The sequence below is a fragment of the Nocardiopsis sp. CA-288880 genome (genome assembly GCF_050955985.1).
Classification (GTDB): domain Bacteria; phylum Actinomycetota; class Actinomycetes; order Streptosporangiales; family Streptosporangiaceae; genus Nocardiopsis; species Nocardiopsis tropica.
Genome location: NZ_CP192105.1, coordinates 1,583,859 through 1,602,077 on the forward strand (window position 1 = coordinate 1,583,859; position 18,219 = coordinate 1,602,077).

Here is an 18,219-nt window from a genome sequence, read left to right on the forward strand (position 1 = left end):
TGACCCAGGACACACTCGACGGCGCGCGCCCGGCCACCGCCCGGCGCGGAAGGAGAGAGTCATGTCAGAGCTTTCACGCCACAAGAGGTACGCGGTGCGCACCGGTGCGGCGGGCCTGGCCGCACTCGGCCTGACACTGGCCACCGCGTGCGGAACGCCTCCGGGGGAGGAGTCGGAAGGGGAGGGCGAGAGCGCTGGGCTCGCCGAGGACCCGCAGTTCGTGTGGGCGGTCACCGGCGCCGACCGGCAGGTCCACGAGGAGGTCGCCCGCCTCTGGAACGAGAGGAACCCCGACCGGCAGGTCGACATCTTCTTCCTGGCGCCGACCGCGGACGAACAGCGGCAGGCCATGTTCCAGGACCTCCAGAGCCAGGCCGGGGAGTTCGACGTCCTCGGCCTCGACGTCATCTGGACCGGCGAGTTCGCCGACTACGGGTACATCGAGAGCCTGGAGGACCTGAGATCCGAGGTCGACGGCGTCAGCCTGGACGGCGCCGTCGACAGCGCGCAGTGGCAGCAGGAGCTGTACGCGCTCCCGTACTCCTCCAACGGAGCGTTCCTCTACTACCGCACCGACCTCGTCGACGAGCCCCCCGCCACGTGGGAGGAGCTGTACGAGACCGGCACAGAGGCCGCCGAGGAGGCCGGCATCTCCGGCTACGTCGGCCAGGGCGACCAGTACGAGGGGCTCGTCGTCAACTTCCTCGAGCTGTACTGGTCCGCCGGAGGGGAGCTGTTCGACGACGCCCAGTCGCAGAGCACCTTCCTGGAGGGCGACGCCGCCACCACGGCGCTGGACTTCATGACCGAGGCCTACGACAGCGGCTTCTACGCCGAGGGCTTCGACTCCATGGTCGAGGACGACGCACGCGCCCTCTTCCAGGCGGGCGAGGCCGTGTACATGCGCAACTGGCCCTACGCCATCCCGCTCCTGGAGGGCGAGGCGGGCGAGGAGAGCGCGGTCGCCGACGACTTCGCCGTGGCGCCGCTGCCCACCTTCACGGGCGAGGGCACGACCAGCGCGCTCGGCGGGCTCAACAACGCGGTCAGCACCCTGAGCGAGAACAAGGACCTGGCCCGCGAGTTCGTCCTGTGGGCGGCCACCGATCCCGAGGCCCAGGACATCCTGGCCACCAACAGCCTGCCGCCGACCATGCAGAGCGCCTACGAGGACACCGAGGACCCCCACCTGGAGGTGCTCGGCGAGATCCTCGGCGACGCGCACGCGCGCCCGCCGGTGCCGGGATACAACTCGATGTCGCTGGTCATGCAGGAGAACCTGCACGCCGCCTACCTGGGGCAGGAGGACCCGGCCGCGGCCCTGGAGGCCGTGGACCGGTCGGCCGACGAAGCCCTAGAGCAAGAGTAGGTCCGATGGCGAAGACCCAGAGCGTCAGTACGCGCCGCGGCCTGGGCGAGCGGGCGATGGGCAGGATCTTCCTCGCCCCGTCGTTCGTGTTCATGGCCGTCATCGCCCTCTTCCCGGTGTTCTACGCGATCGGGATGAGCCTCTACAGCATCCGCGGGTTCCACCAGGAGTTCACCGGGTTCGACAACTACGCGCGGGTCCTGACCGACGCGGGGTTCTTCAACGCGGTCGGGAACACCCTGGTCTTCACCGTCGCCTCGGTGTCGTTGGAGTTCGTCGTCGGCATGGCGTTCGCGCTGATCATGCACCAGGCGTTCGTCGGCCGCGGCCTGACCCGCGCGGTCATCCTCGTGCCGTGGGTGATCCCGACGGCCGTCGCCGCCCAGGTGTGGCGGTACATGTTCGACCACAACCCGGGCTTCGTGAACTCGGTCCTGGGCACGGACGTCAACTGGCTGCGCGACCCCGCGTGGTCCATGGTCGGCATCATCAGCGCCGACGTGTGGAAGACCGCCCCGTTCGTCGCCCTGCTGCTCCTGGCCGGGCTGCAGACCATCCCGAAGGACTACTACGAGGCGGCCAGGGTCGACGGCGCCACCGTGGTCCAGCGGTTCTGGTTCATCACCCTGCCCCTGCTGAGGCCGGCGATCGTCGTGGCCCTGCTGTTCCGCACGGTGGACGCGCTGCGCATGTTCGACTTCGCGTACGTGTTCGCCGGGTACTCGAACTCGCTCGCCACCCTGTCCGTGTACGCCCAGCGCTTCCTGGTCGCCGAACCGGAGCTGGGCTACGCCAACGCCCTGTCCACCGTCACGTTCGTCATCGTCATGATCGTCGGCCTGGCCTTCATCAGCCGCATGGGCCGCCACATGGTCGGCGACGTGGCGCGGAAGGAGAAGTGATGACGGCCGAGACGGTGAAGCCGAGCGGGCCGGTCCACCGGCCGCGCCGCAGGACGCACCCGGCGGTGGTCAACGCGCTCAAGCTGCTGGGCCTGCTCCTGGTGCTGGGCTGGTGCCTGTTCCCGTTCCTGTGGATGGGGATGACCAGCCTCCGGTCGGGGTCGGTGGCGCTCACGGACCCGAACATCTTCCGGGGGCCGTTCAGCCTGTCCAACTACGAGCAGGTCTTCGACCTCGGGTTCCAGTTCGCCCTGCGCAACTCGCTCATCGTGGCGGCGGTGACCACGGCGATCTGCATCCCGGTCGCGTCCCTCGCCGGCTACGCGCTGGCGCGCCTGCCCATGGCGGGCAAGTTCGCGCTGCTGGCGGCCACCCTGGTGGCCACGCTGTTCCCGCCGGTGGCACTGGTCAACCCGCTGTACCAGGTGTACCTGAAGCTCAACCAGTGGACCGGTATCAACCTGCTCAACTCCTACGCGGGCATGATCATCCCGTACGTGGCGCTGACCCTGCCGCTGGCGATCTTCATCCTCGCCACCTTCTTCGCGGGCATCCCCCGGGAGATCGAGGAGTCGGCGAAGGTGGACGGGGCCACCCCGTTCCAGGCGTTCCTGCGCGTGGTGGCGCCGCTGGCGGCGCCGGGCGTGGGCGCCGCCGCCATCCTGACGTTCGTGTACTCCACGAACGAGTTCCTGCTGGCCTTCTCCTTCGCGCCGCGCGACCTGAACGTCCAGACCGTGCCGGTGTTCGTGGGAACGTTCGAGCGGGTCGGCTACGAGAACCCGATCGGCCAGATCATGGCGGCGTCGGTGCTGGTCTCGGTACCGCTCATCCTGTTCGCCCTGGTCCTGCAGCGCCGGATCGTGGCGGGCCTGACCTCGGGGGCCGTGAAGGGCTGACGGCGGCGGGGAGGGGCCCGGGGAGCGGTCCAGGACCCCGGCCCCCTCCCGCCGCCGGGCCCCTCCGGGGGAGGGGCGGGAGGCCCACCGCCACGGCGCCGCCGCCCGGCCGGGCCGCGGCCCCCGCACCACGCCGTCGGCGCGCCGCCCGGACCCGCCCCTCCCGGCCGGGGCCGGGACTCACCGGCGGGTGACGTCGTCGCGGTCCAGGTCGGCGGCGTCCCTGCCCATCAGCTCGGCCGTGATCTGCAACTCGGCCAGGACCGCGCGCAGCACGTGCTCGACCCCCGCCGCCCCGTCCACGGCCAGGCCGTAGACCCAGGGGCGTCCCAGCAGCACCGCCCGGGCGCCCAGCGCCATCGCCACGGCCACGTCCGCGCCCGAGCGCACCCCCGAGTCGAACAGCACCGCGGCCCGGTCGCCGACCGCCTCCACCACCTCGGGCAGGGCGTCCAGGGCCGCCACCGCGTTGTCGACCTGGCGGCCCCCGTGGTTGCTCACCACGAGGCCGTCCACGCCCGCCTCCACCAGCTCGATCGCCTCGTCGCCGCGGACGACGCCCTTGACCAGGACCGGCAGGTCGGTCCAGTCGCGGATGCGCGCGATGTTGGCCGTGCTCAGGGATGTGCTCGCGAACGCCCCGAGGAAGTGGAACACCGCCTCCGTGAACACCCCGCCGGGCTCCGGGTCGGCCTTGAGCCGGGAGCGGAACTCCGGGTCGCTGAAGTAGTTCGCCATGCCCTGGCTGCGCAGGAACGGCAGGTGGCCCAGGGCCAGGTCGCGCGGCCTCCACCCCAGCCTCTTGGTATCGGCGGTGACCACGATCGCCTTCGCGCCCGCCGCGGCCGCCCGTCGCACGAACGACTCCGCGAGCGCGTCGTCGCCGGGCCAGTACAGCTGGTACCACCACGTGTCGGCCGCCTCCGCGACCTCCTCCATGGGCGTGGACGAGGCCGTGGACAGGACCATCGGCACGCCCAGGGCGTTCGCGCCCCTGGCCACGGCCAGTTCCGCCTCCCCGTGGACCTGCTCCAGGACCCCGACCGGGGCGGTGAGCAGCGGGGTCGGGTAGCGCTCCCCGAACAGGGTGACGCCCAGGTCCCCGGCGTTCTCCGCGCCCGGCCGCAGGCTGCGCGGGCGGAGCGCGTACCGGGCGAACGCCGCCACGTTGGCGTCGGCGGTGCGCTCCCGGCCGGCGCTGCCCTCCACGTAGCCGAAGGGCCCCGGCTCCATGGCCTTCTCGGCCAGGTCGCGCAGGGCCTCGTGGTGGTAGGGCAGGTGCGGCAGGTCGCCGTTGGTCGCGTCGGCGTAGACGCCGTCCTGGTACTGGGCGAAGTGGCTCATCGTTCCCTCGCTGGCGCCGGGGGCGCCCGGTGCGCGCGCCGCGGTCGGCGCACGGGACGGACAGGGAGGCCCGGGCCGTGGGAGAGGGCCCGCGGTCCCGGGCGGTCGAACCGTTCGCGCCGTCCGGCTCACGGAGGATGCTACCGGGCGCCCGGGTGACGCGCGTCACCCGGGCGCCCGGTGTTCACCGAGCCGCTCGGAACCCGGGCGGCGCCGCCCGGCCGGAACTCCACCCGGCCCCCGTGGCGGGACCGGCCGCGCGGCTCAGGACGAGCCGACCGGGATCCCCTCGTCCAGGACCCCGCCGTCCCCCGCCTCCGTCTCGGAGATGTGCAGCGCGGCGACCAGCTCCCGGTAGAGGGGGTCCCGGTCCAGCAGCTCCCGGTGCGTACCCCGGGAGCGGACACGGCCGTCCTCCATCAGGACGATGCTGTCGGCGTGGATCACCGTCGACAGACGGTGGGCGATGGTGACCACGGCCTTCCGGTCGGCGTGGCGGCGCAGGCTCTCCGTGATCGCCGCCTCCGTGATCGCGTCCACCTGCGAGGTGGCCTCGTCCAGCAGCAGCACGTCCGGGGAGCACAGCAGGGCGCGTGCCAGGGCGATGCGCTGCCGCTGCCCGCCCGAGAACGACGTGGCGTCGAGCTGGGTGTCCAGGCCCTCCTCCAGGGCGTCGACCTTGTCCGCCAGCCCGACCTCGTCCAGGACCCGGCGCACGTCCTCCTCCGACGCGTCGGGCCTGCTGAACAGCAGGTTCTCGCGGACGGTCCCGGGGATCACCGGGGTGTCCTGCTCCACGTACGCGAAGTGGCCGCGCACCTGCCTGGGGCTGAGCGACCGGTAGGGCGTCCCGGCCAGCGCGAGCTCCCCCTCCTCCGGTTCGAGGAAGCGCAGCAGCAGCGAGAACACGGTGGTCTTGCCCGCGCCCGACGGTCCGACGATGGCGGTGTGCCCCCGCCGGGGGATGCTCAGGTCGACCCGGTCCAGCGCGGACTCGGCTCCGGGGGCGTACCGGGCGGTGACCCCGCGCAGCTCCAGCAGCGCCTCCCCGGCGCCGTCGGGGTCGGCGAGCGGGACGTCGGGTCCGTCGGAGGACGGTTCGAGGGGGATGGCCTCGACCTCGCGGATGCGCCTGGCCGCGGCCACGCCGGACTGCAGGGTGGTGACGCTCTGGGAGAGCTCCATGACCGGGTTCATCAGCGTGAACGCGTAGAGGAGGAACGCGATGAGGGAGGACACCTCCATCGCGCCGGAGGTCACCCGCAGGGCGCCCACCCCCAGGATGGCGATGATCGAGATCTGGATGCCGCCGTAGGCGATCGTCCAGGCCACGGCCTCGCGCCTCACCGACCGCACCCCGTGGTGCGCGGCCTGCCGTGCGTGCTCCAGGATCTGGCCGCCGAGCCGGTCCTCGGCGCGGCTCACCTTGACCGTGCGCACGGCGCGCAGGGCGCCGTCCAGGACGCCGCCCATGAGCCCCAGCGAGTTCTGCGCCTTCTCCTGGGCCTTGGCGATGGCGGGCATCAGGGTGAGGAACAGGATCGTGACGACGAGCACGGCGGTGAACGTGACGGCGAGCAGGACCAGGTCCAGCACCCCCATCATCACCAGGGTCCCGACCAGCAGTACACCGCCGTTGACGAGGCTGATGATGCTGCTGGAGGCGGCCTCGCGCAGGAGCACCGTGTCGGAGGTGGCCCGTGTGACGAGTTCGCCCGAAGGGCGCCGGGACATCGGGACGAGGGCGGCCCGGAAGTAGCGGCGGACCAGGGAGGTGCGGGCGTCGAGGACGACCTTCTCGGCGACGGTGCCGAGGAGGATCCAGTGCCACAGGCCGAACCCGATGCCCAGGGCGAACAGCCCGAGCAGGAGCGAGATGGGCACCACGAGGCTGCCCGCGTCGGCGACGGTGTCCAGGACGAGCTTGATCACCATCGGGTTGGCGAGTTCGAGCGCGGACCCGAGCAGCGCGAGCACGAGTCCGAGGGCGAGCTTCCGCCGGTGCGGGTGCACGAACGACCACAGCACCCGGAGCTGGGCGAAGCGGGGCTCTGGCGCCCCCGTTGAGGAGTCGGTTAATACCGTAGATCGTTCAGTCATGCTCTAAATTAGGTCATATGTGACCGATTATTGTCAACCAAGTACCGACAAGCCTAGGATGTTGGCATGGTGAACAGCGCTCCCTCAGAGGAAGAGACGAGGACACGCGCGCGCACCCGGCGCGCGATCCTCGAAGCGGCCGTCCAGGTCCTCGGCGAGAACTCCGCGGCCCCCCTGTCGCAGGTCGCCAGAGTCGCGGGGGTCGCCCGCAGCACCCTCCAGCGCTACTTCCCCGAACGCGCCGACCTGACGAACGCGCTGGGGGAGTACGCCGACGAGCTGATCACCGAGGCCATGCAGCGGGCGCGCACCACCGAGGGGACCGGCCTGGAGGCCTTCCTGCGCCTCGTGCCGGAGTACTTCGCGCTCCAGAAGGTGGTCATGCTGTCGTTCGGGCAGGAGGAGGACTTCACCGAGGCTTCCGCGGAGGAGTGCGGGGAGGCCGACCTCGCGCTCACCGCCCTCATCGAACGCGGGCACGCCGACGGCAGCATCGACCCCGCGATCTCCGCGAGCTGGATGCAGCAGTTCCTGTGGGCGGGGCTCTACTCCGGGTGGTCCTACGTCAACACCGGGGAGGCCTCCGCGTACGAGGCGCTCAACCTCTGCGTGCTCTCCCTGGAGAAGGTGGTCGCGAACCCGGCCGCGAACGGCGCGCGCGGCTGACGCCCCCCGGTCGGGCGGCCCCGGCGGTCCCCGCGGGCCGGGCACCCGGAGCCGGCGCGGGGATCGGGAGGACGGGTCAGAGGTACAGGCCGGTGCCCCGCTCCGGGGCCTCGTTGGCGACGGCGTGCACGTCGCGCTCGCGCAGGATCACGTAGCGCTCGCCGTTCAGCTCGACCTCGCCCTGCTCCTCCGGGTCGAAGAGCACGCGGTCCCCGGTCTTCACGTGCCGGGCGCCGGTCCCGGCGCCGACGACCTCACCCCACGCGAGCCTGGTCGCCAGCTTCACCGTGTCCGGGATGACCAGACCGGCACTGCTGCGCCGCTCGCTCCGGTCCACGACCGTCCGCACGAGGAGGCGGTCGTGGAGCATCTGGATCTCAAGCTTTGATTCGGCCACGACCCCAGGGTATTCGGCCCCGCACACGGCTATCCACCGGCCGCCCGTCCTCTGCGGCGTCCCGACCTGCCCCGGACCTCGGGTACAGTACTTCTATCGCCGAGCGGGGAAACCGCCCGGCACACCAGGGGCTATGGCGCAGTTGGTAGCGCGCCTCCATGGCATGGAGGAGGTCTGGGGTTCGAATCCCCATAGCTCCACGGACTGAGGACGATCCTGCTCGCGCGTGACCGCGCTTGCCGGGTCGTCCTTCGTGTTTACCGGGGGGAGACCCCCCGAACCCCCCGAGGTGACCCCCTGTGGCTGGGGTCGTGTTGATCGGCGGGGTGGTGTTCTCCCACTCCGGCAACGGCGCATCCGCGCGTTCGGTCGTGATGGTTTTCCGTACGGGCTGCCTGTGTTCCGTGTTCTCGGGGTGAATGTGCTCGGGGGCCTTCGGTCTTCTCGCGGGGTCGCCTTCGTCATGTCTGCCGGGGGGAGACCACCCGAACCCCCGAGGTGACCCCCTGTGGTTGGGGTCGTGTTGATCGGCGGGGTGGTGTTCTCCCGCCCTGACAACGGTGACGTCGTCCGTCCGGTCGTGGTGGTTTCCCGCGATGGCCGAGGCGCCCGGGGTCCCCGGTCGGCGCATGTGCTGTGTGCGCCCCCGCATCCGCGTTCGCCGTAGACGGTCCTGTTCGGCGCGCTTCGTCCCCCCGCCGCGCGCCCGGGCGCGGTTTCGCCGACGCGGCCCCCGGAGCCCTTCCCGTACGGTGGTGAGCCTTCCGGAGAGAGGGGCGGTCGATGGACGGTGGACACGACGTCGTGGACGACGTCGCCCGGGCCATGGCGGCGGACATCCTGGACTCGGGCCGGTGTCCCCCGCGCGCGGGGCTCGCGTTCACGGGAACGGGCGGACTCCCCTCGGTCTTTCCCGTCACGGAGTTCGCCGCCGCTTCCGTCGGCGCGGCCGGTGTCGCCGCCGCCGACCTGGCCTCGGCGGGCGACGGACGGCGCCGGGACGTCCGCGTCGACCGGCGCCTGGCCTCGATGTGGTTCGCGTGGTCCCTCCGTCCCACGGGATGGCGGCCCCCCTCCCCGTGGGACGACGTCGCGGGCGACTACCGGACCTTCGACGGGTGGATCAGGCTCCACACCAACGCCGCCGCCCACCGTGCGGCGGCCCTGCGGGTTCTCGGCGTCCCCGGCGGGCGGGACCGGGTGCAGCGGGCTGTCGCCGGGTGGGACGGGGTCGAACTGGAGTCCCGTGTCGTCGGGGCCGGGGGCTGCGCGGCCGTGATGCGCTCGACGGCCGCGTGGGCCTCCGGCGAGCAGGGGCGGAGCGTGGCCTGCGAACCGCTCATCGCCTGGGAGGACGGCGACGGGTCCGGGGCGGCGCCGGCCCTCGCGGGCGGGGCGCGCCCGCTGGAGGGCGTGCGCGTCCTCGACCTCACCCGGGTCCTGGCGGGCCCCGTGGCGACGAGGTTCCTGGCGCTGCTCGGGGCCGACGTCCTGCGCGTCGACCCGCCCTGGTGGGACGAGCCCGGCCTGGTCCCCGAGGTCATGCTCGGCAAGAGGTCCGCCCGGCTCGACCTGCGGGGGGCGGGCCCGCGCGGGCGCCTGCTGGAACTGCTGGGGCGGTGCGACGTCCTCGTGCACGGCTACCGACCCGGCGCGCTCGACCGGTTGGGCCTGGGCGCGGACGTCCGCCAAGGGGTGCGCCCGGGACTGGTCGAGGTCGGCCTCGACGCCTACGGCTGGACCGGCCCCTGGAGGACGAGGCGCGGCTTCGACAGCCTGGTGCAGATGAGCACCGGCATCGCCGACGCCGCCATGCGCGAAGGAGGGCTGGACGCTCCGAAGCCGCTGCCGGTCCAGGCGCTCGACCACGGGACCGGGTACCTGATGGCCTACGCCGCCCTGGAAGGGCTGAGGCGGCGGGTCGACGCCGGCCGGGGCTCCCTCGCCCGGCTGTCCCTGGCGCGTACGGCCCTCTTCCTCGCCGGGCGCCGGGGCACGGGCGACCCCGGCCCGCTCGACCCGGAGGGCGACGGCGACCTCGCCCCGGGGGTCGAGGACACGCCGTGGGGGCCGGCCCGTCGGCTCCGAATGCCGCTGGAGGTGGAGGGCGTGGTCCTCGCGGCGCCGCGGCCGGCGGGGGCTCTAGGGGAGGGCGAGGCGCGGTGGTGACCGACCCGCCCGCGGGCGTCCAGCAGGGCGGCCTCCGGACAGCGCTCCATGTGCAACCGGAGGGTTGCTTCCGAGGGGCATTGGTGCAACCATGGGGTTGCACATACGGAGAGGGAGGGCGCCATGGACGGGGTTCCGGACCGGATCGAACGACAGGTGGACATCGCGGCGCCGGCGCGACGCGTCTGGGAGCTGGTGTCGCGCCCGGGATGGTTCATCAACGACGGAGCGGTCGTCGACCACGTGATCGAGCAGGACGGCGACGTCAGCGTGGTGCGCGACCCCGTCCACGGAGACTCCCGCATACGCACCGAGAAGCTCGACCCGCCCGGCTATGCGGCGTTCCGCTGGCTCGGCGGCGAGGAAGGGGGGTCCACCCTGGTCGAGTTCTGGATCGAGGAGCTCGAGGCGGGCGGCGTGACCCTGCGCGTGGCCGAGAGCGGCTTCTCCTCGCTGGGCGGGACGGAGGCCGAGCGGCGCCGGCGCGTCGGGGAGAACACCCGGGGCTGGGAGGAGGAACTCGGCGCCGCGCGTTCCTTCCTGGACGCCTCGACCGTCGAGCGCTCCGTCCACCTCGGGGTGGCGCCCGAACGGCTCTGGCCGGTGCTGACGCGGCCCGAGCACTTCGCGGCCTGGTACGCCTTCGGCGGGGCGGAGTTCGAGGCCGTGCCGGGCGCTCCCATGGAGCTGCGCTGGGACGAGCACGGCACCTTCCGGGGGCGGGTCGTCACGGTGGACGAGCCCTCGACGTTCGCCTACCGGATCGCCGCCGAACCGGACACCGACCCCGGCGAGGGCGTCGGCACGCTGGTGACGATGACGGTCAGGAGGTCGGGGGACGGCTCCCTGCTCACGGTCGTCCAGAACGGCTTCGACACCCTGCACGAGCGCTTCGGGGCGGTCTCCGACAACGTCGCGCCGGAGGAGGAGGGATGGGCCGGGGGGCTCGCCGCGCTGGCGGAGCACCTGTCGGGGGCGGGGGCCCCGTGAACGCCACCGCCTTCGCCGCGCTGGGCGACGAGACCCGCTGGAGCATCCTCGTGAGCCTGGCCCGCGAACCCGCCTCCGCCTCGGTGCTGGCGGGCGAGCTGCCCGTGAGCCGGCAGGCCGTCGTCAAGCACCTGGACGTGCTGCGCTCCGTGGGACTGGTGGAGTCGGAGCGGCGCGGCCGGGAGGTCGTGCACCGGCCGGTCGGCTCGCGGCTCAGCGAGCTCGGCCGCGACCTCCAACGCGTCGGAACGGCCTGGGAGAAGAGGCTGTACCGGATCAGGGAGATCGCGGAGTCCTGACCCGTTCGTCGACGAAGGCGAGGAGGTCCGGATCGTCGGAGACCAGGCGGTCCACCTCCTCGCCCCCGTCGCACCTGCACAGGGCCACCGTCACCCGCGAGGGGGAGCGGTCCACCACGCGCCACACGGCGCCGTGGTCCTCCCACCGGGTCAGGACCTCCACCGGGTTCCGTTCGTCGCTCATGGTGCCATGATGCCCGGAACGCGGAGTCCGCCCCCATCGCGCGCCCCGTTTCCCGGGGCGGCGGGGCGCTCCGGGAAGCCGGAGGCCGTGCGGGCTCCCGTGACGCGCCGTGTGGGCCGCCCGACACCCCGAATGTTCACCCCACCCTTCCGCGTCCGATAGAATCGAACCGTTGCCGCACGGCACACGGGGCTATGGCGCAGTTGGTAGCGCGCCTCCATGGCATGGAGGAGGTCTGGGGTTCGAATCCCCATAGCTCCACGGACTGAGGACGATCCTGCTCGCGCGTGACCGCGCTCGCCGGGTCGTCCTTCGTGTTTACCGGGGGGAGACCCCCCGAACCCCCCGAGGTGACCCCCTGTGGTTGGGGTCGTGTTGATCGGCGGGGTGGTGTTCTCCCACTCCGGCAACGGCGCATCCGCGCGTTCGGTCGTGATGGTTTTCCGTACGGGCTGCCTGTGTTCCGTGTTCTCGGGGTGAATGTGCTCGGGGGCCTTCGGTCTTCTCGCGGGGTCGCCTTCGTCATGTCTGCCGGGGGGAGACCCCCCGAACCCCCCGAGGTGACCCCCTGTGGTTGGGGTCGTGTTGATCGGCGGGGTGGCGGTACCGCACCTGTCGTCGGTGACGTCGCCCGTCCGGTCGTGGTGGTTTTCCGTACGGGCTGCCTGTGTTCCGTGTTCTCCGCAGCGACCCTGCTCGGACGATCCTGCTCGCGCGTGACCGCGCTCGCCGGGTCGTCCTTCGTGTTTACCGGGGGAGATCCCCGCCCCCGAGGGGACGTTCGGGGCGGGTTCCTGCTGGTCGGCGGCCCTTCGAGAAGCTCTCGCACCCCTTGACCCGGGGTGTGTCGTGGGTCATAATCAACATAACGGTTGATCAACGAGAAAGTTGAATGCGCAGATGGCGAGTGACCCCCTGAGCCTCACGTTCGCGGCGCTGGCGGATCCGACCCGCCGGGCGCTGCTGGCGCGGCTCTCGGAGGGCGAGGCGACCGTCAACGACCTGGCGGAGCCGTTCCCCATCAGCCTCCAGGCGGTGTCCAGACACCTGAAGGTCCTGGAGCGGGCCGGCCTGATCAGCCGCGGCCGCGACGCGCAGTGGCGTCCCTGCCGGCTGGAGACCGCGCCTCTGGAGCAGGCGTCGGTGTGGATCGGGCGGTACCACGACCAGTGGGAGGAGCGCTTCGACCGGCTGGACGAGGAGATCCGCCGCATCCAGGACGCGCAGGGAACCGGAGACCGCAGCACCGAGGGAGAGAAGACCCATGAGTGACCTCACCGTGACCGTCGAGCCCGGTCGCCAGGACATCGTCATCACCCGCACCTTCGACGCGCCCAGGGACGTGGTGTTCAAGGCCATGACCGAGCCGGAGCACCTGGCCCGGTGGTGGGGGCTGGACGGGACCGACACGGTCGTCGACCGGGCCGAGGCGCGGCCCGGCGGCACCTGGCGGTTCGTCGAGAAGGCCGCCGGCGGCGAGGAGTACGCCTTCCACGGGGTCTTCCACGACGTGGTCGCCCCCGAGCGCATCGTGCAGACCTTCGAGTTCGAGGGGATGCCGGGCCACGTGGCGATGGACACCCACATGCTGGAGGAGAAGGACGGCCGCACCCTCTACCGGGCGATCTCCGTGTTCCAGACGGTCGAGGACCGCGACGGCATGGTCAGCTCGGGCATGGAGGAAGGGCTGGCCCAGTCGCTGGACGCCCTGGAGAGGCTCGTCCGCGGCCTCGCCTGACACCCGCCGGACCGATCGGCCGCGCCCCGGAGGGCCCGGCCGATCCCGCCTGTGGACGGAGCCCGTCCTGTCCCCACGGGCCGGTACTGTCGATCCGTGGCAGATCTTCCCGACGTTCCGACCCTGCTCGACGCCGCCGTCACCGCTCTCGGCGGCAGCCGCCGCGAGGGCCAGACGGCCATGGCCGACGCCGTGGCCGCGGCGGTCGACGAACGCGAGCACCTGGTGGTCCAGGCCGGTACCGGCACCGGCAAGTCCCTGGCGTACCTGGTACCCGCGGTCAGACACGCGATGGACCGGAAGAACACCGTGGTGGTCTCCACCGCCACCATCGCCCTCCAGAACCAGCTCATCGACCGGGACCTGCCGCGCCTGGCCGGGGCGCTGTCCTCGCTGCTGCCGCGCGAGCCCACGTTCGCCGTGCTGAAGGGCCGCCGCAACTACCTGTGCCGCAACCGGCTCCAGACCGCGGACGAGGACGCGGAGGACGCCGAGCTGTTCGACCCCCGGCAGCTCTCCTCCCTCGGCCGCCAGGTGGCCCGCCTGCACGAGTGGGCGGAGGAGACCGTCACCGGCGACCGCGACGAGCTCGTCCCCGGCGTCAGCGACCTCGCCTGGCGGCAGGTGTCCGTGGGCGCCAACGAGTGCATGGGGGCCCGCATCTGCCCCTTCGGGCAGGAGTGCTTCGCGGAGTTCGCGCGCGAGGCCACCCAGGGCGTGGACGTGGTGGTCACCAACCACGCCATGCTCTCCATCGACATGGCGCAGGGCCGGCACATCCTGCCCGAGCACGACACGATCATGATCGACGAGGCGCACGAGCTCGTGGACCGGGCGACCTCCGTCTCCACCGGCAGCCTGAGCGAGCGCGTCGTCAACACCGCGGCCAAGCGCGCCGCCCGCCTGGTCGAGCCCGGGATCAGCGAGCGCCTCACGGAGTGCGCCGACGGGCTCGCCCTGATGTTCACCGAGTCGCCCGACGGCCGACTGGACCACATCGACGACGCCCTGGCCAACGCGGTCGCGGCCACCCGCGACGCCGCCTCCGCCTGCGTCACCGCCATCGGCCCCTCACCCGGCGAGCTCGACCCCGACGGCGCCAGCGACCGCCGCCTGGCCCTGGCCGCGCTCGAAGAGGTGCGCGAGACCGCCGTGCGCGTGCTGGAGTCCTACGAACCCGCCCTGCGCGACCGCACCGAGGTCGTGTGGCTCACCAGGGCCCCGGGCCGCCAGCCCGCCCTCAACGTCGCCCCGCTCGCCGTCGGCGGGCTGCTGCGGGAGAAGCTCTTCGGGGACCGCACCGTCGTGCTGACCTCGGCCACCCTCACCCTCGGCGGTTCCTTCACCTCCCTGGCCAACCAGTGGGGCCTGGGCCGCGAGGTCACCCGGGAGGCTGCGGAACGGGCCGCCGCGGGCGCCCCCGGGACGGCGCGGGCGGAGACCGGGGACGGGGACGCCCCGGCCGCCGGCCCGGACGGGGACGACGACGGCCCCCACCGCGCGGCGGGCGAGCCCCGATGGCGCGCGCTGGACGTCGGGTCGCCCTTCGAACACGCCCGCAGCGGCATCCTGTACGTGGCCACCCACCTGCCGCCGCCCGGGCGCGACGGGCTCGCGCCCTCCTACCTCGACGAGATCGCCGAGCTCATCGAGGCCGCCGACGGCCGGGCCCTGGGCCTCTTCTCCTCCATGCGGGCCGCCCAGCAGGCCGGCGACGAGCTCCGGGACCGGCTCGACCAGCCGATCCTGTGCCAGGGCGAGGACTCCACCGGCCAGCTGGTCCGGCGGTTCGCCGAGGACGAGAGGTCCTGCCTGTTCGGCACCCTGTCGCTGTGGCAGGGCGTGGACGTGCCGGGCCCCTCCCTGTCGCTGGTGATCGTGGACCGCATCCCGTTCCCCCGTCCGGACGACCCCCTCGCCTCCGCCCGCCAGCGGGCCGTGGCCGCGCACGGCGGCAACGGGTTCCTGTCGGTGGCGGCCACCCACGCGGCGCTGCTGCTCGCCCAGGGCACCGGCCGGCTGCTGCGCTCCACCGACGACCGCGGGGTCATCGCGGTCCTGGACCCGCGCCTGGCCACCGCCCGCTACGGCGGCTTCCTGCGCGCCTCGCTGCCGCCCTACTGGGGCACCACGGACCCCGAGGTGGCCCGGTCGGCGCTGCGCCGGCTGTCCCGGCGGGCGGCACCCGAGCCGGCCGCGGGCTGAGGGCCGCCGACCGCACCCGCCCCGGGACGCGCGGCGGCCGGGCGCCCGTCAGGGGAGCCCGGCCGCAGGCCGTGGGCGGTGCCGGGGACGTTCCGCGCTCCGGCGGTGGGACCGGACCGGTCAGCCCCGGGTGCGGTAGCCGAAGAGGCGGACCGCGTACGCGGGGGACTCGTCGTCCTCGGACTCCTGGATGAACCAGCGGTCGTCGTGCTCGCCGACCAGGAGCTCGTTCCACATCATGTCGATGAGCTTCAGGCGTGACACCACGGACGACTCGGGGTCCAGGACGATGGAGTAGGCGTGGTCGGTCAGCCGCTGGGTGACCATGCCGACCGACTGGCCGTCCCAGATGGCGGGGACGGGGGCGTGGCCGACCTCGATCCCGCACAGCCGCAGCTGCTCCATCTCCTCGTCGAGGGCCTCCGCCGCGAGGGCGCCGTCCAGCCTGAGGGCGTCCTCCAGCTCGTCGCGGTCCTCGTCGGTGCGCAGATAGGCGTGGTAGGTGCGGTAGCCGCAGGTGCGGCACTTGCGCCAGACGACACAGCGGGCCAGTCCGTAGGCCGACTGGGCCTCGCCCACACTCTGGTAGTCGCTCACCTCGCGAATCATGCCGCATTCGCAACACAGGGCCGTGAGATCCTGCTTCATCAGAGTCCCCCCTCCCAGGCGAGTATGCGACGAACGGAGCCCGTTAGGGAACCCGTTCGGAGAGGAAGTCGCGGCAAGGCCTCGTCATCAATGCCCAAAATGACCGGGTAGAGGGTTTCGGACACGTCCTCCCCGATGCGCCGGTGTGGCGAGTCCTACTCCGCAGGGGCGGCGCTACTCGTCCATCGACAGGCCGCGCTTGTTGCGCGCGCTCCAGTCGCGCATGCGCTGGGGGTAACCGACGATCTGCACGTCGTAGGCGGGGGTGGCCAGGTCACGGGCGACCTTGCGGATCACCTCGGGGGAGCCGCAGCGGCGCCGGATCCACTCGCCGTCGGTGGCCACGGCGACGGCCGTGGTCCGGGTGGCGAACGTTTCGGGCTCGACGAAGAACTCCACGCCCACCCTGCTCTTCGAGAACTCGATCAGCGCCTTGATGTCCGAATCCTCGGAGGCCCGGTCGAAACGGGCCTTGCCCTTGCGGTTGGCCTTGCGGAGTCCGAAGCGGTCTCGCCATCCCATCGGCGCTCTGTCCCCTCAGGTACTGCTGCGGGTGGAGTGCGGAGCGGGGGTCCGTGTCCGGTTCCCCCGGGGCCGCGGTGCCCCAGAGTCTATCCCGCCCAAACGACACGGATCGGGCGTGCGGGCCCCGCCCGGCACCGGTCTCACGCGTTTCCCGGACAGTCCTGTCACCGCGCTGCTACGTTCTGTTGTCACGCGGCACCATCAGGGGGAGAAGAGCATGCCGATGTGGACGTGGGCAGGGGAGACCTCCCGCCGGCTCAGGGCGGCGGGGCAGGACGAGCTGGCGGACGGGGTCACGGCGCTGCCGGTGCTCTGCGAGGCGGGGGACGCGGTACGGGTGGAGGCCGTGGCCAGGTCGGCGATGCGCACCGCGCGCCGGCTGGTCGCGGAGGCGGGGAGCGCGCAGGCCGCGGTGCCGGGGGTCTTCGGGCCGCCGACGCTGTTCTTCCTCGCGCACTGGCCCCTGGCCGTGCGGGTCGGGGTGCTCGCCGAGGGCAGGCGCGCCCTGTCCCAGGTGACGGCGGCCGCCGCCGACGAGCCGGCGCCGCACGAGCACGGCCCGCTGCCGGTGTCCCTCCAGGAGACGCTCGTGCGCTGCCACGCGAACGTGGACGCCAGGGGCACCACCGACCTGCGCCGCGACCTGCTGTCCACCCGCAGCCTGGCCGGCTGGGAGCGCACCCCGGCCTGGCCCGCCCTCACCCTGGCCCGGGTCAACCTGCTGATCGACGAGGACCTGGCCGACCGGGCGGAGACGGAGCTGCGGCGCTACGAGCACACCGCCACCGGACCGGCGGTGCTCGGCGCCGACGGCGTCTTCACCCTCGTGCGCGCGCTGCGCCACCAGGACAAGCACACACAGGCCCTGGAGGTCCTCGACCGGATGGAGGCGGAGCTCGCCCTCGACGAGGCGAACCCGCGCCGCGACGCCCTGCGCCGCCGCATCCGCTTCGAGCGGGCGCGGCTCCTCTCCTGGCTCACCAGGCTCGGCCAGTGCGCGCCCCGCGAGGCCATCGCCCCGCTCCCGACGGTCGAGGAGGCGGAGGCCCACCCGAGCCTGCGGCCCGCCTGGGTGGAGGCCGTCGAGAACCTCGTCTGCCAGGGCGCCGTCCGCAACGACTGGCGGCTCGGGGTCCGGGTGACCACGTGGTCCCGCTACTTCGAGAGGGTCGGGGCGCCCCGCCGCGGCGCGGAGCTGGCCCTGGCCGCCGCCCGCCTGGCCGCCGGCCGCGGGGCCCGCTGGGTGGCGACCTGCTCCGCCCAGCGCGCGGAGAGGCTGATCGGGGAGCTGGGCCGCACCGACGAGATCCTGGGGGACCTGGTCGAGGCCCGCGCGATGATCGGCGGGATCCCCCCGATCGCCCCGGCGGCGCCCGCCGAGCAGATCCTGGCGTTCCTCCGCGCACAGCCCGCCGAGCAGGTCGATCCCGAGTTCCAGGCCGAGCAGGTCAACGCGGCCCTGGAGAGGATCCCCCACGACACGCCGCTCCTCAGCGCGCTCGGCCAGGTCGGGCGCACCCTCATGCTGTCGGACGCCGCCACCGAGCCGCAGTGGAGGCACGTGCGCGAACAGCCCGGCGACCAGCGGGCGGCGCTGTCCCTCCTGGAGACGCTGCTCCACGACAACGACACCGCCGGCGTGCGCGACCTGGTGCGCACCCTCGCGGCCGGCGCCCTCAACGGCGGCCCCGACGCGGAGGCCGGGTTCGGTCCGGGCGCGGAGCCCCCGGTCCTGGCGACCGCCCCGGGGGCGGCCTTCTAGGCGCCGTCGGGAACGGCCCTGC

General features: G+C 72.9%; 17 protein-coding genes and 2 tRNA genes. 13 read left to right on the plus strand and 6 right to left on the minus strand.

Going from position 1 to position 18,219, the window contains the following annotated elements; translation table 11 throughout:
* Positions 1-61 precede the first annotated feature (61 nt).
* Genes ACQPYD_RS06955 through ACQPYD_RS06965 form a run of 3 tightly spaced genes read left to right on the plus strand, consistent with a single transcriptional unit; the run spans position 62 to position 3,170 of the window.
* Positions 62-1,369, plus strand: a complete 1,308-nt coding sequence (locus ACQPYD_RS06955) for an ABC transporter substrate-binding protein (RefSeq protein WP_433700262.1) — start codon at positions 62-64, stop codon at positions 1,367-1,369.
* Positions 1,370-1,425: 56 nt separating this feature from the next.
* Complete coding sequence (locus tag ACQPYD_RS06960) at positions 1,426-2,271, plus strand: carbohydrate ABC transporter permease (protein ID WP_330159110.1); 846 nt, start codon at positions 1,426-1,428, stop codon at positions 2,269-2,271.
* Positions 2,271-3,170, plus strand: coding sequence for a carbohydrate ABC transporter permease (locus ACQPYD_RS06965; RefSeq protein WP_433700263.1), 900 nt, complete (start codon positions 2,271-2,273; stop codon positions 3,168-3,170). Before ACQPYD_RS06960 ends, ACQPYD_RS06965 begins: the two co-directional genes overlap by 1 nt.
* Before the next feature lie 180 nt (positions 3,171-3,350).
* On the opposite strand, the gene ACQPYD_RS06970 is transcribed toward ACQPYD_RS06965, so the two are convergent.
* Both ACQPYD_RS06970 and ACQPYD_RS06975 read right to left on the minus strand, forming a co-directional pair.
* A complete protein-coding gene (locus tag ACQPYD_RS06970) occupies positions 3,351-4,514 on the minus strand; it encodes an alpha-hydroxy-acid oxidizing protein (protein ID WP_433700264.1) in 1,164 nt (387 codons plus the stop codon).
* A gap of 264 nt (positions 4,515-4,778) precedes the next feature.
* Entirely contained in the window at positions 4,779-6,542 is a 1,764-nt protein-coding gene (locus tag ACQPYD_RS06975; protein ID WP_433700265.1) for an ABC transporter ATP-binding protein, read from the minus strand.
* 138 nt (positions 6,543-6,680) lie between these two features.
* Here ACQPYD_RS06975 and ACQPYD_RS06980 point away from each other — a divergent pair, with 138 nt between their 5' ends.
* The gene (locus tag ACQPYD_RS06980; protein WP_433700266.1) at positions 6,681-7,280 is read left to right on the plus strand and encodes a TetR/AcrR family transcriptional regulator; all 600 of its coding nucleotides are present in this window, start codon (positions 6,681-6,683) and stop codon (positions 7,278-7,280) included.
* Between the two features lie 76 nt (positions 7,281-7,356).
* Here ACQPYD_RS06980 and ACQPYD_RS06985 read toward each other — a convergent pair whose 3' ends face one another.
* Positions 7,357-7,650: a GroES family chaperonin gene (locus tag ACQPYD_RS06985; RefSeq protein ID WP_267950283.1), complete on the minus strand. Its 294-nt coding sequence runs from the start codon at positions 7,648-7,650 to the stop codon at positions 7,357-7,359.
* A 154-nt stretch (positions 7,651-7,804) separates the two neighbouring features.
* Here ACQPYD_RS06985 and ACQPYD_RS06990 point away from each other — a divergent pair.
* The 4 genes from ACQPYD_RS06990 (at position 7,805) to ACQPYD_RS07005 (ending at position 11,135) form a co-directional block, all read left to right on the plus strand.
* Positions 7,805-7,877 (plus strand) — tRNA-Ala (locus ACQPYD_RS06990).
* A gap of 583 nt (positions 7,878-8,460) precedes the next feature.
* The gene (locus ACQPYD_RS06995; protein ID WP_433700267.1) at positions 8,461-9,846 is read left to right on the plus strand and encodes a CoA transferase; all 1,386 of its coding nucleotides are present in this window, start codon (positions 8,461-8,463) and stop codon (positions 9,844-9,846) included.
* 123 nt (positions 9,847-9,969) lie between these two features.
* On the plus strand, positions 9,970-10,836 hold the full coding sequence (locus ACQPYD_RS07000) for an SRPBCC domain-containing protein (protein ID WP_433700268.1): 867 nt from the start codon (positions 9,970-9,972) through the stop codon (positions 10,834-10,836).
* The gene (locus ACQPYD_RS07005) at positions 10,833-11,135 is read left to right on the plus strand and encodes an ArsR/SmtB family transcription factor (RefSeq protein WP_433700269.1); all 303 of its coding nucleotides are present in this window, start codon (positions 10,833-10,835) and stop codon (positions 11,133-11,135) included. Before ACQPYD_RS07000 ends, ACQPYD_RS07005 begins: the two co-directional genes overlap by 4 nt.
* Here the strand turns inward: ACQPYD_RS07005 and ACQPYD_RS07010 are convergent.
* On the minus strand, positions 11,113-11,319 hold the full coding sequence (locus ACQPYD_RS07010; RefSeq protein ID WP_355014274.1) for a hypothetical protein: 207 nt from the start codon (positions 11,317-11,319) through the stop codon (positions 11,113-11,115). The two genes, ACQPYD_RS07005 and ACQPYD_RS07010, sit on opposite strands and share 23 nt — an antisense overlap.
* Before the next feature lie 188 nt (positions 11,320-11,507).
* Between ACQPYD_RS07010 and ACQPYD_RS07015 the strand changes: the two genes are divergently transcribed.
* The 4 genes from ACQPYD_RS07015 (at position 11,508) to ACQPYD_RS07030 (ending at position 15,262) form a co-directional block, all read left to right on the plus strand.
* Positions 11,508-11,580, plus strand: a tRNA-Ala gene (locus ACQPYD_RS07015).
* Between the two features lie 639 nt (positions 11,581-12,219).
* A complete protein-coding gene (locus tag ACQPYD_RS07020; protein ID WP_330159075.1) occupies positions 12,220-12,591 on the plus strand; it encodes an ArsR/SmtB family transcription factor in 372 nt (123 codons plus the stop codon).
* Positions 12,584-13,057, plus strand: coding sequence for an SRPBCC family protein (locus ACQPYD_RS07025; protein ID WP_433700270.1), 474 nt, complete (start codon positions 12,584-12,586; stop codon positions 13,055-13,057). Before ACQPYD_RS07020 ends, ACQPYD_RS07025 begins: the two co-directional genes overlap by 8 nt.
* Before the next feature lie 96 nt (positions 13,058-13,153).
* Positions 13,154-15,262: an ATP-dependent DNA helicase gene (locus tag ACQPYD_RS07030; protein ID WP_433700271.1), complete on the plus strand. Its 2,109-nt coding sequence runs from the start codon at positions 13,154-13,156 to the stop codon at positions 15,260-15,262.
* 120 nt (positions 15,263-15,382) lie between these two features.
* Here ACQPYD_RS07030 and ACQPYD_RS07035 read toward each other — a convergent pair whose 3' ends face one another.
* Positions 15,383-15,910, minus strand: a complete 528-nt coding sequence (locus tag ACQPYD_RS07035; RefSeq protein ID WP_267948645.1) for a DUF6315 family protein — start codon at positions 15,908-15,910, stop codon at positions 15,383-15,385.
* 174 nt (positions 15,911-16,084) lie between these two features.
* Positions 16,085-16,432: a hypothetical protein gene (locus tag ACQPYD_RS07040; RefSeq protein WP_433700272.1), complete on the minus strand. Its 348-nt coding sequence runs from the start codon at positions 16,430-16,432 to the stop codon at positions 16,085-16,087.
* Positions 16,433-16,652: 220 nt separating this feature from the next.
* Between ACQPYD_RS07040 and ACQPYD_RS07045 the strand changes: the two genes are divergently transcribed.
* Positions 16,653-18,197: a hypothetical protein gene (locus ACQPYD_RS07045; protein ID WP_433700273.1), complete on the plus strand. Its 1,545-nt coding sequence runs from the start codon at positions 16,653-16,655 to the stop codon at positions 18,195-18,197.
* Positions 18,198-18,219: the final 22 nt, after the last annotated feature.

Coding starts and splice junctions, on each gene's coding strand:
- ACQPYD_RS06995 (WP_433700267.1), top strand. CDS start 8,461: ATGGACGGTGGACACGACGTCGTGGACGACGTCGCCCGGGCCATGGCG.
- ACQPYD_RS06985 (WP_267950283.1), bottom strand. CDS start 7,650: ATGCTCCACGACCGCCTCCTCGTGCGGACGGTCGTGGACCGGAGCGAG.
- ACQPYD_RS07025 (WP_433700270.1), top strand. CDS start 12,584: ATGAGTGACCTCACCGTGACCGTCGAGCCCGGTCGCCAGGACATCGTC.
- ACQPYD_RS06965 (WP_433700263.1), top strand. CDS start 2,271: ATGACGGCCGAGACGGTGAAGCCGAGCGGGCCGGTCCACCGGCCGCGC.
- ACQPYD_RS07020 (WP_330159075.1), top strand. CDS start 12,220: ATGGCGAGTGACCCCCTGAGCCTCACGTTCGCGGCGCTGGCGGATCCG.
- ACQPYD_RS06980 (WP_433700266.1), top strand. CDS start 6,681: ATGGTGAACAGCGCTCCCTCAGAGGAAGAGACGAGGACACGCGCGCGC.
- ACQPYD_RS06955 (WP_433700262.1), top strand. CDS start 62: ATGTCAGAGCTTTCACGCCACAAGAGGTACGCGGTGCGCACCGGTGCG.
- ACQPYD_RS07040 (WP_433700272.1), bottom strand. CDS start 16,432: ATGGGATGGCGAGACCGCTTCGGACTCCGCAAGGCCAACCGCAAGGGC.
- ACQPYD_RS06970 (WP_433700264.1), bottom strand. CDS start 4,514: ATGAGCCACTTCGCCCAGTACCAGGACGGCGTCTACGCCGACGCGACC.
- ACQPYD_RS07035 (WP_267948645.1), bottom strand. CDS start 15,910: ATGAAGCAGGATCTCACGGCCCTGTGTTGCGAATGCGGCATGATTCGC.
- ACQPYD_RS06960 (WP_330159110.1), top strand. CDS start 1,426: ATGGGCAGGATCTTCCTCGCCCCGTCGTTCGTGTTCATGGCCGTCATC.
- ACQPYD_RS07045 (WP_433700273.1), top strand. CDS start 16,653: ATGCCGATGTGGACGTGGGCAGGGGAGACCTCCCGCCGGCTCAGGGCG.
- ACQPYD_RS07000 (WP_433700268.1), top strand. CDS start 9,970: ATGGACGGGGTTCCGGACCGGATCGAACGACAGGTGGACATCGCGGCG.
- ACQPYD_RS07010 (WP_355014274.1), bottom strand. CDS start 11,319: ATGAGCGACGAACGGAACCCGGTGGAGGTCCTGACCCGGTGGGAGGAC.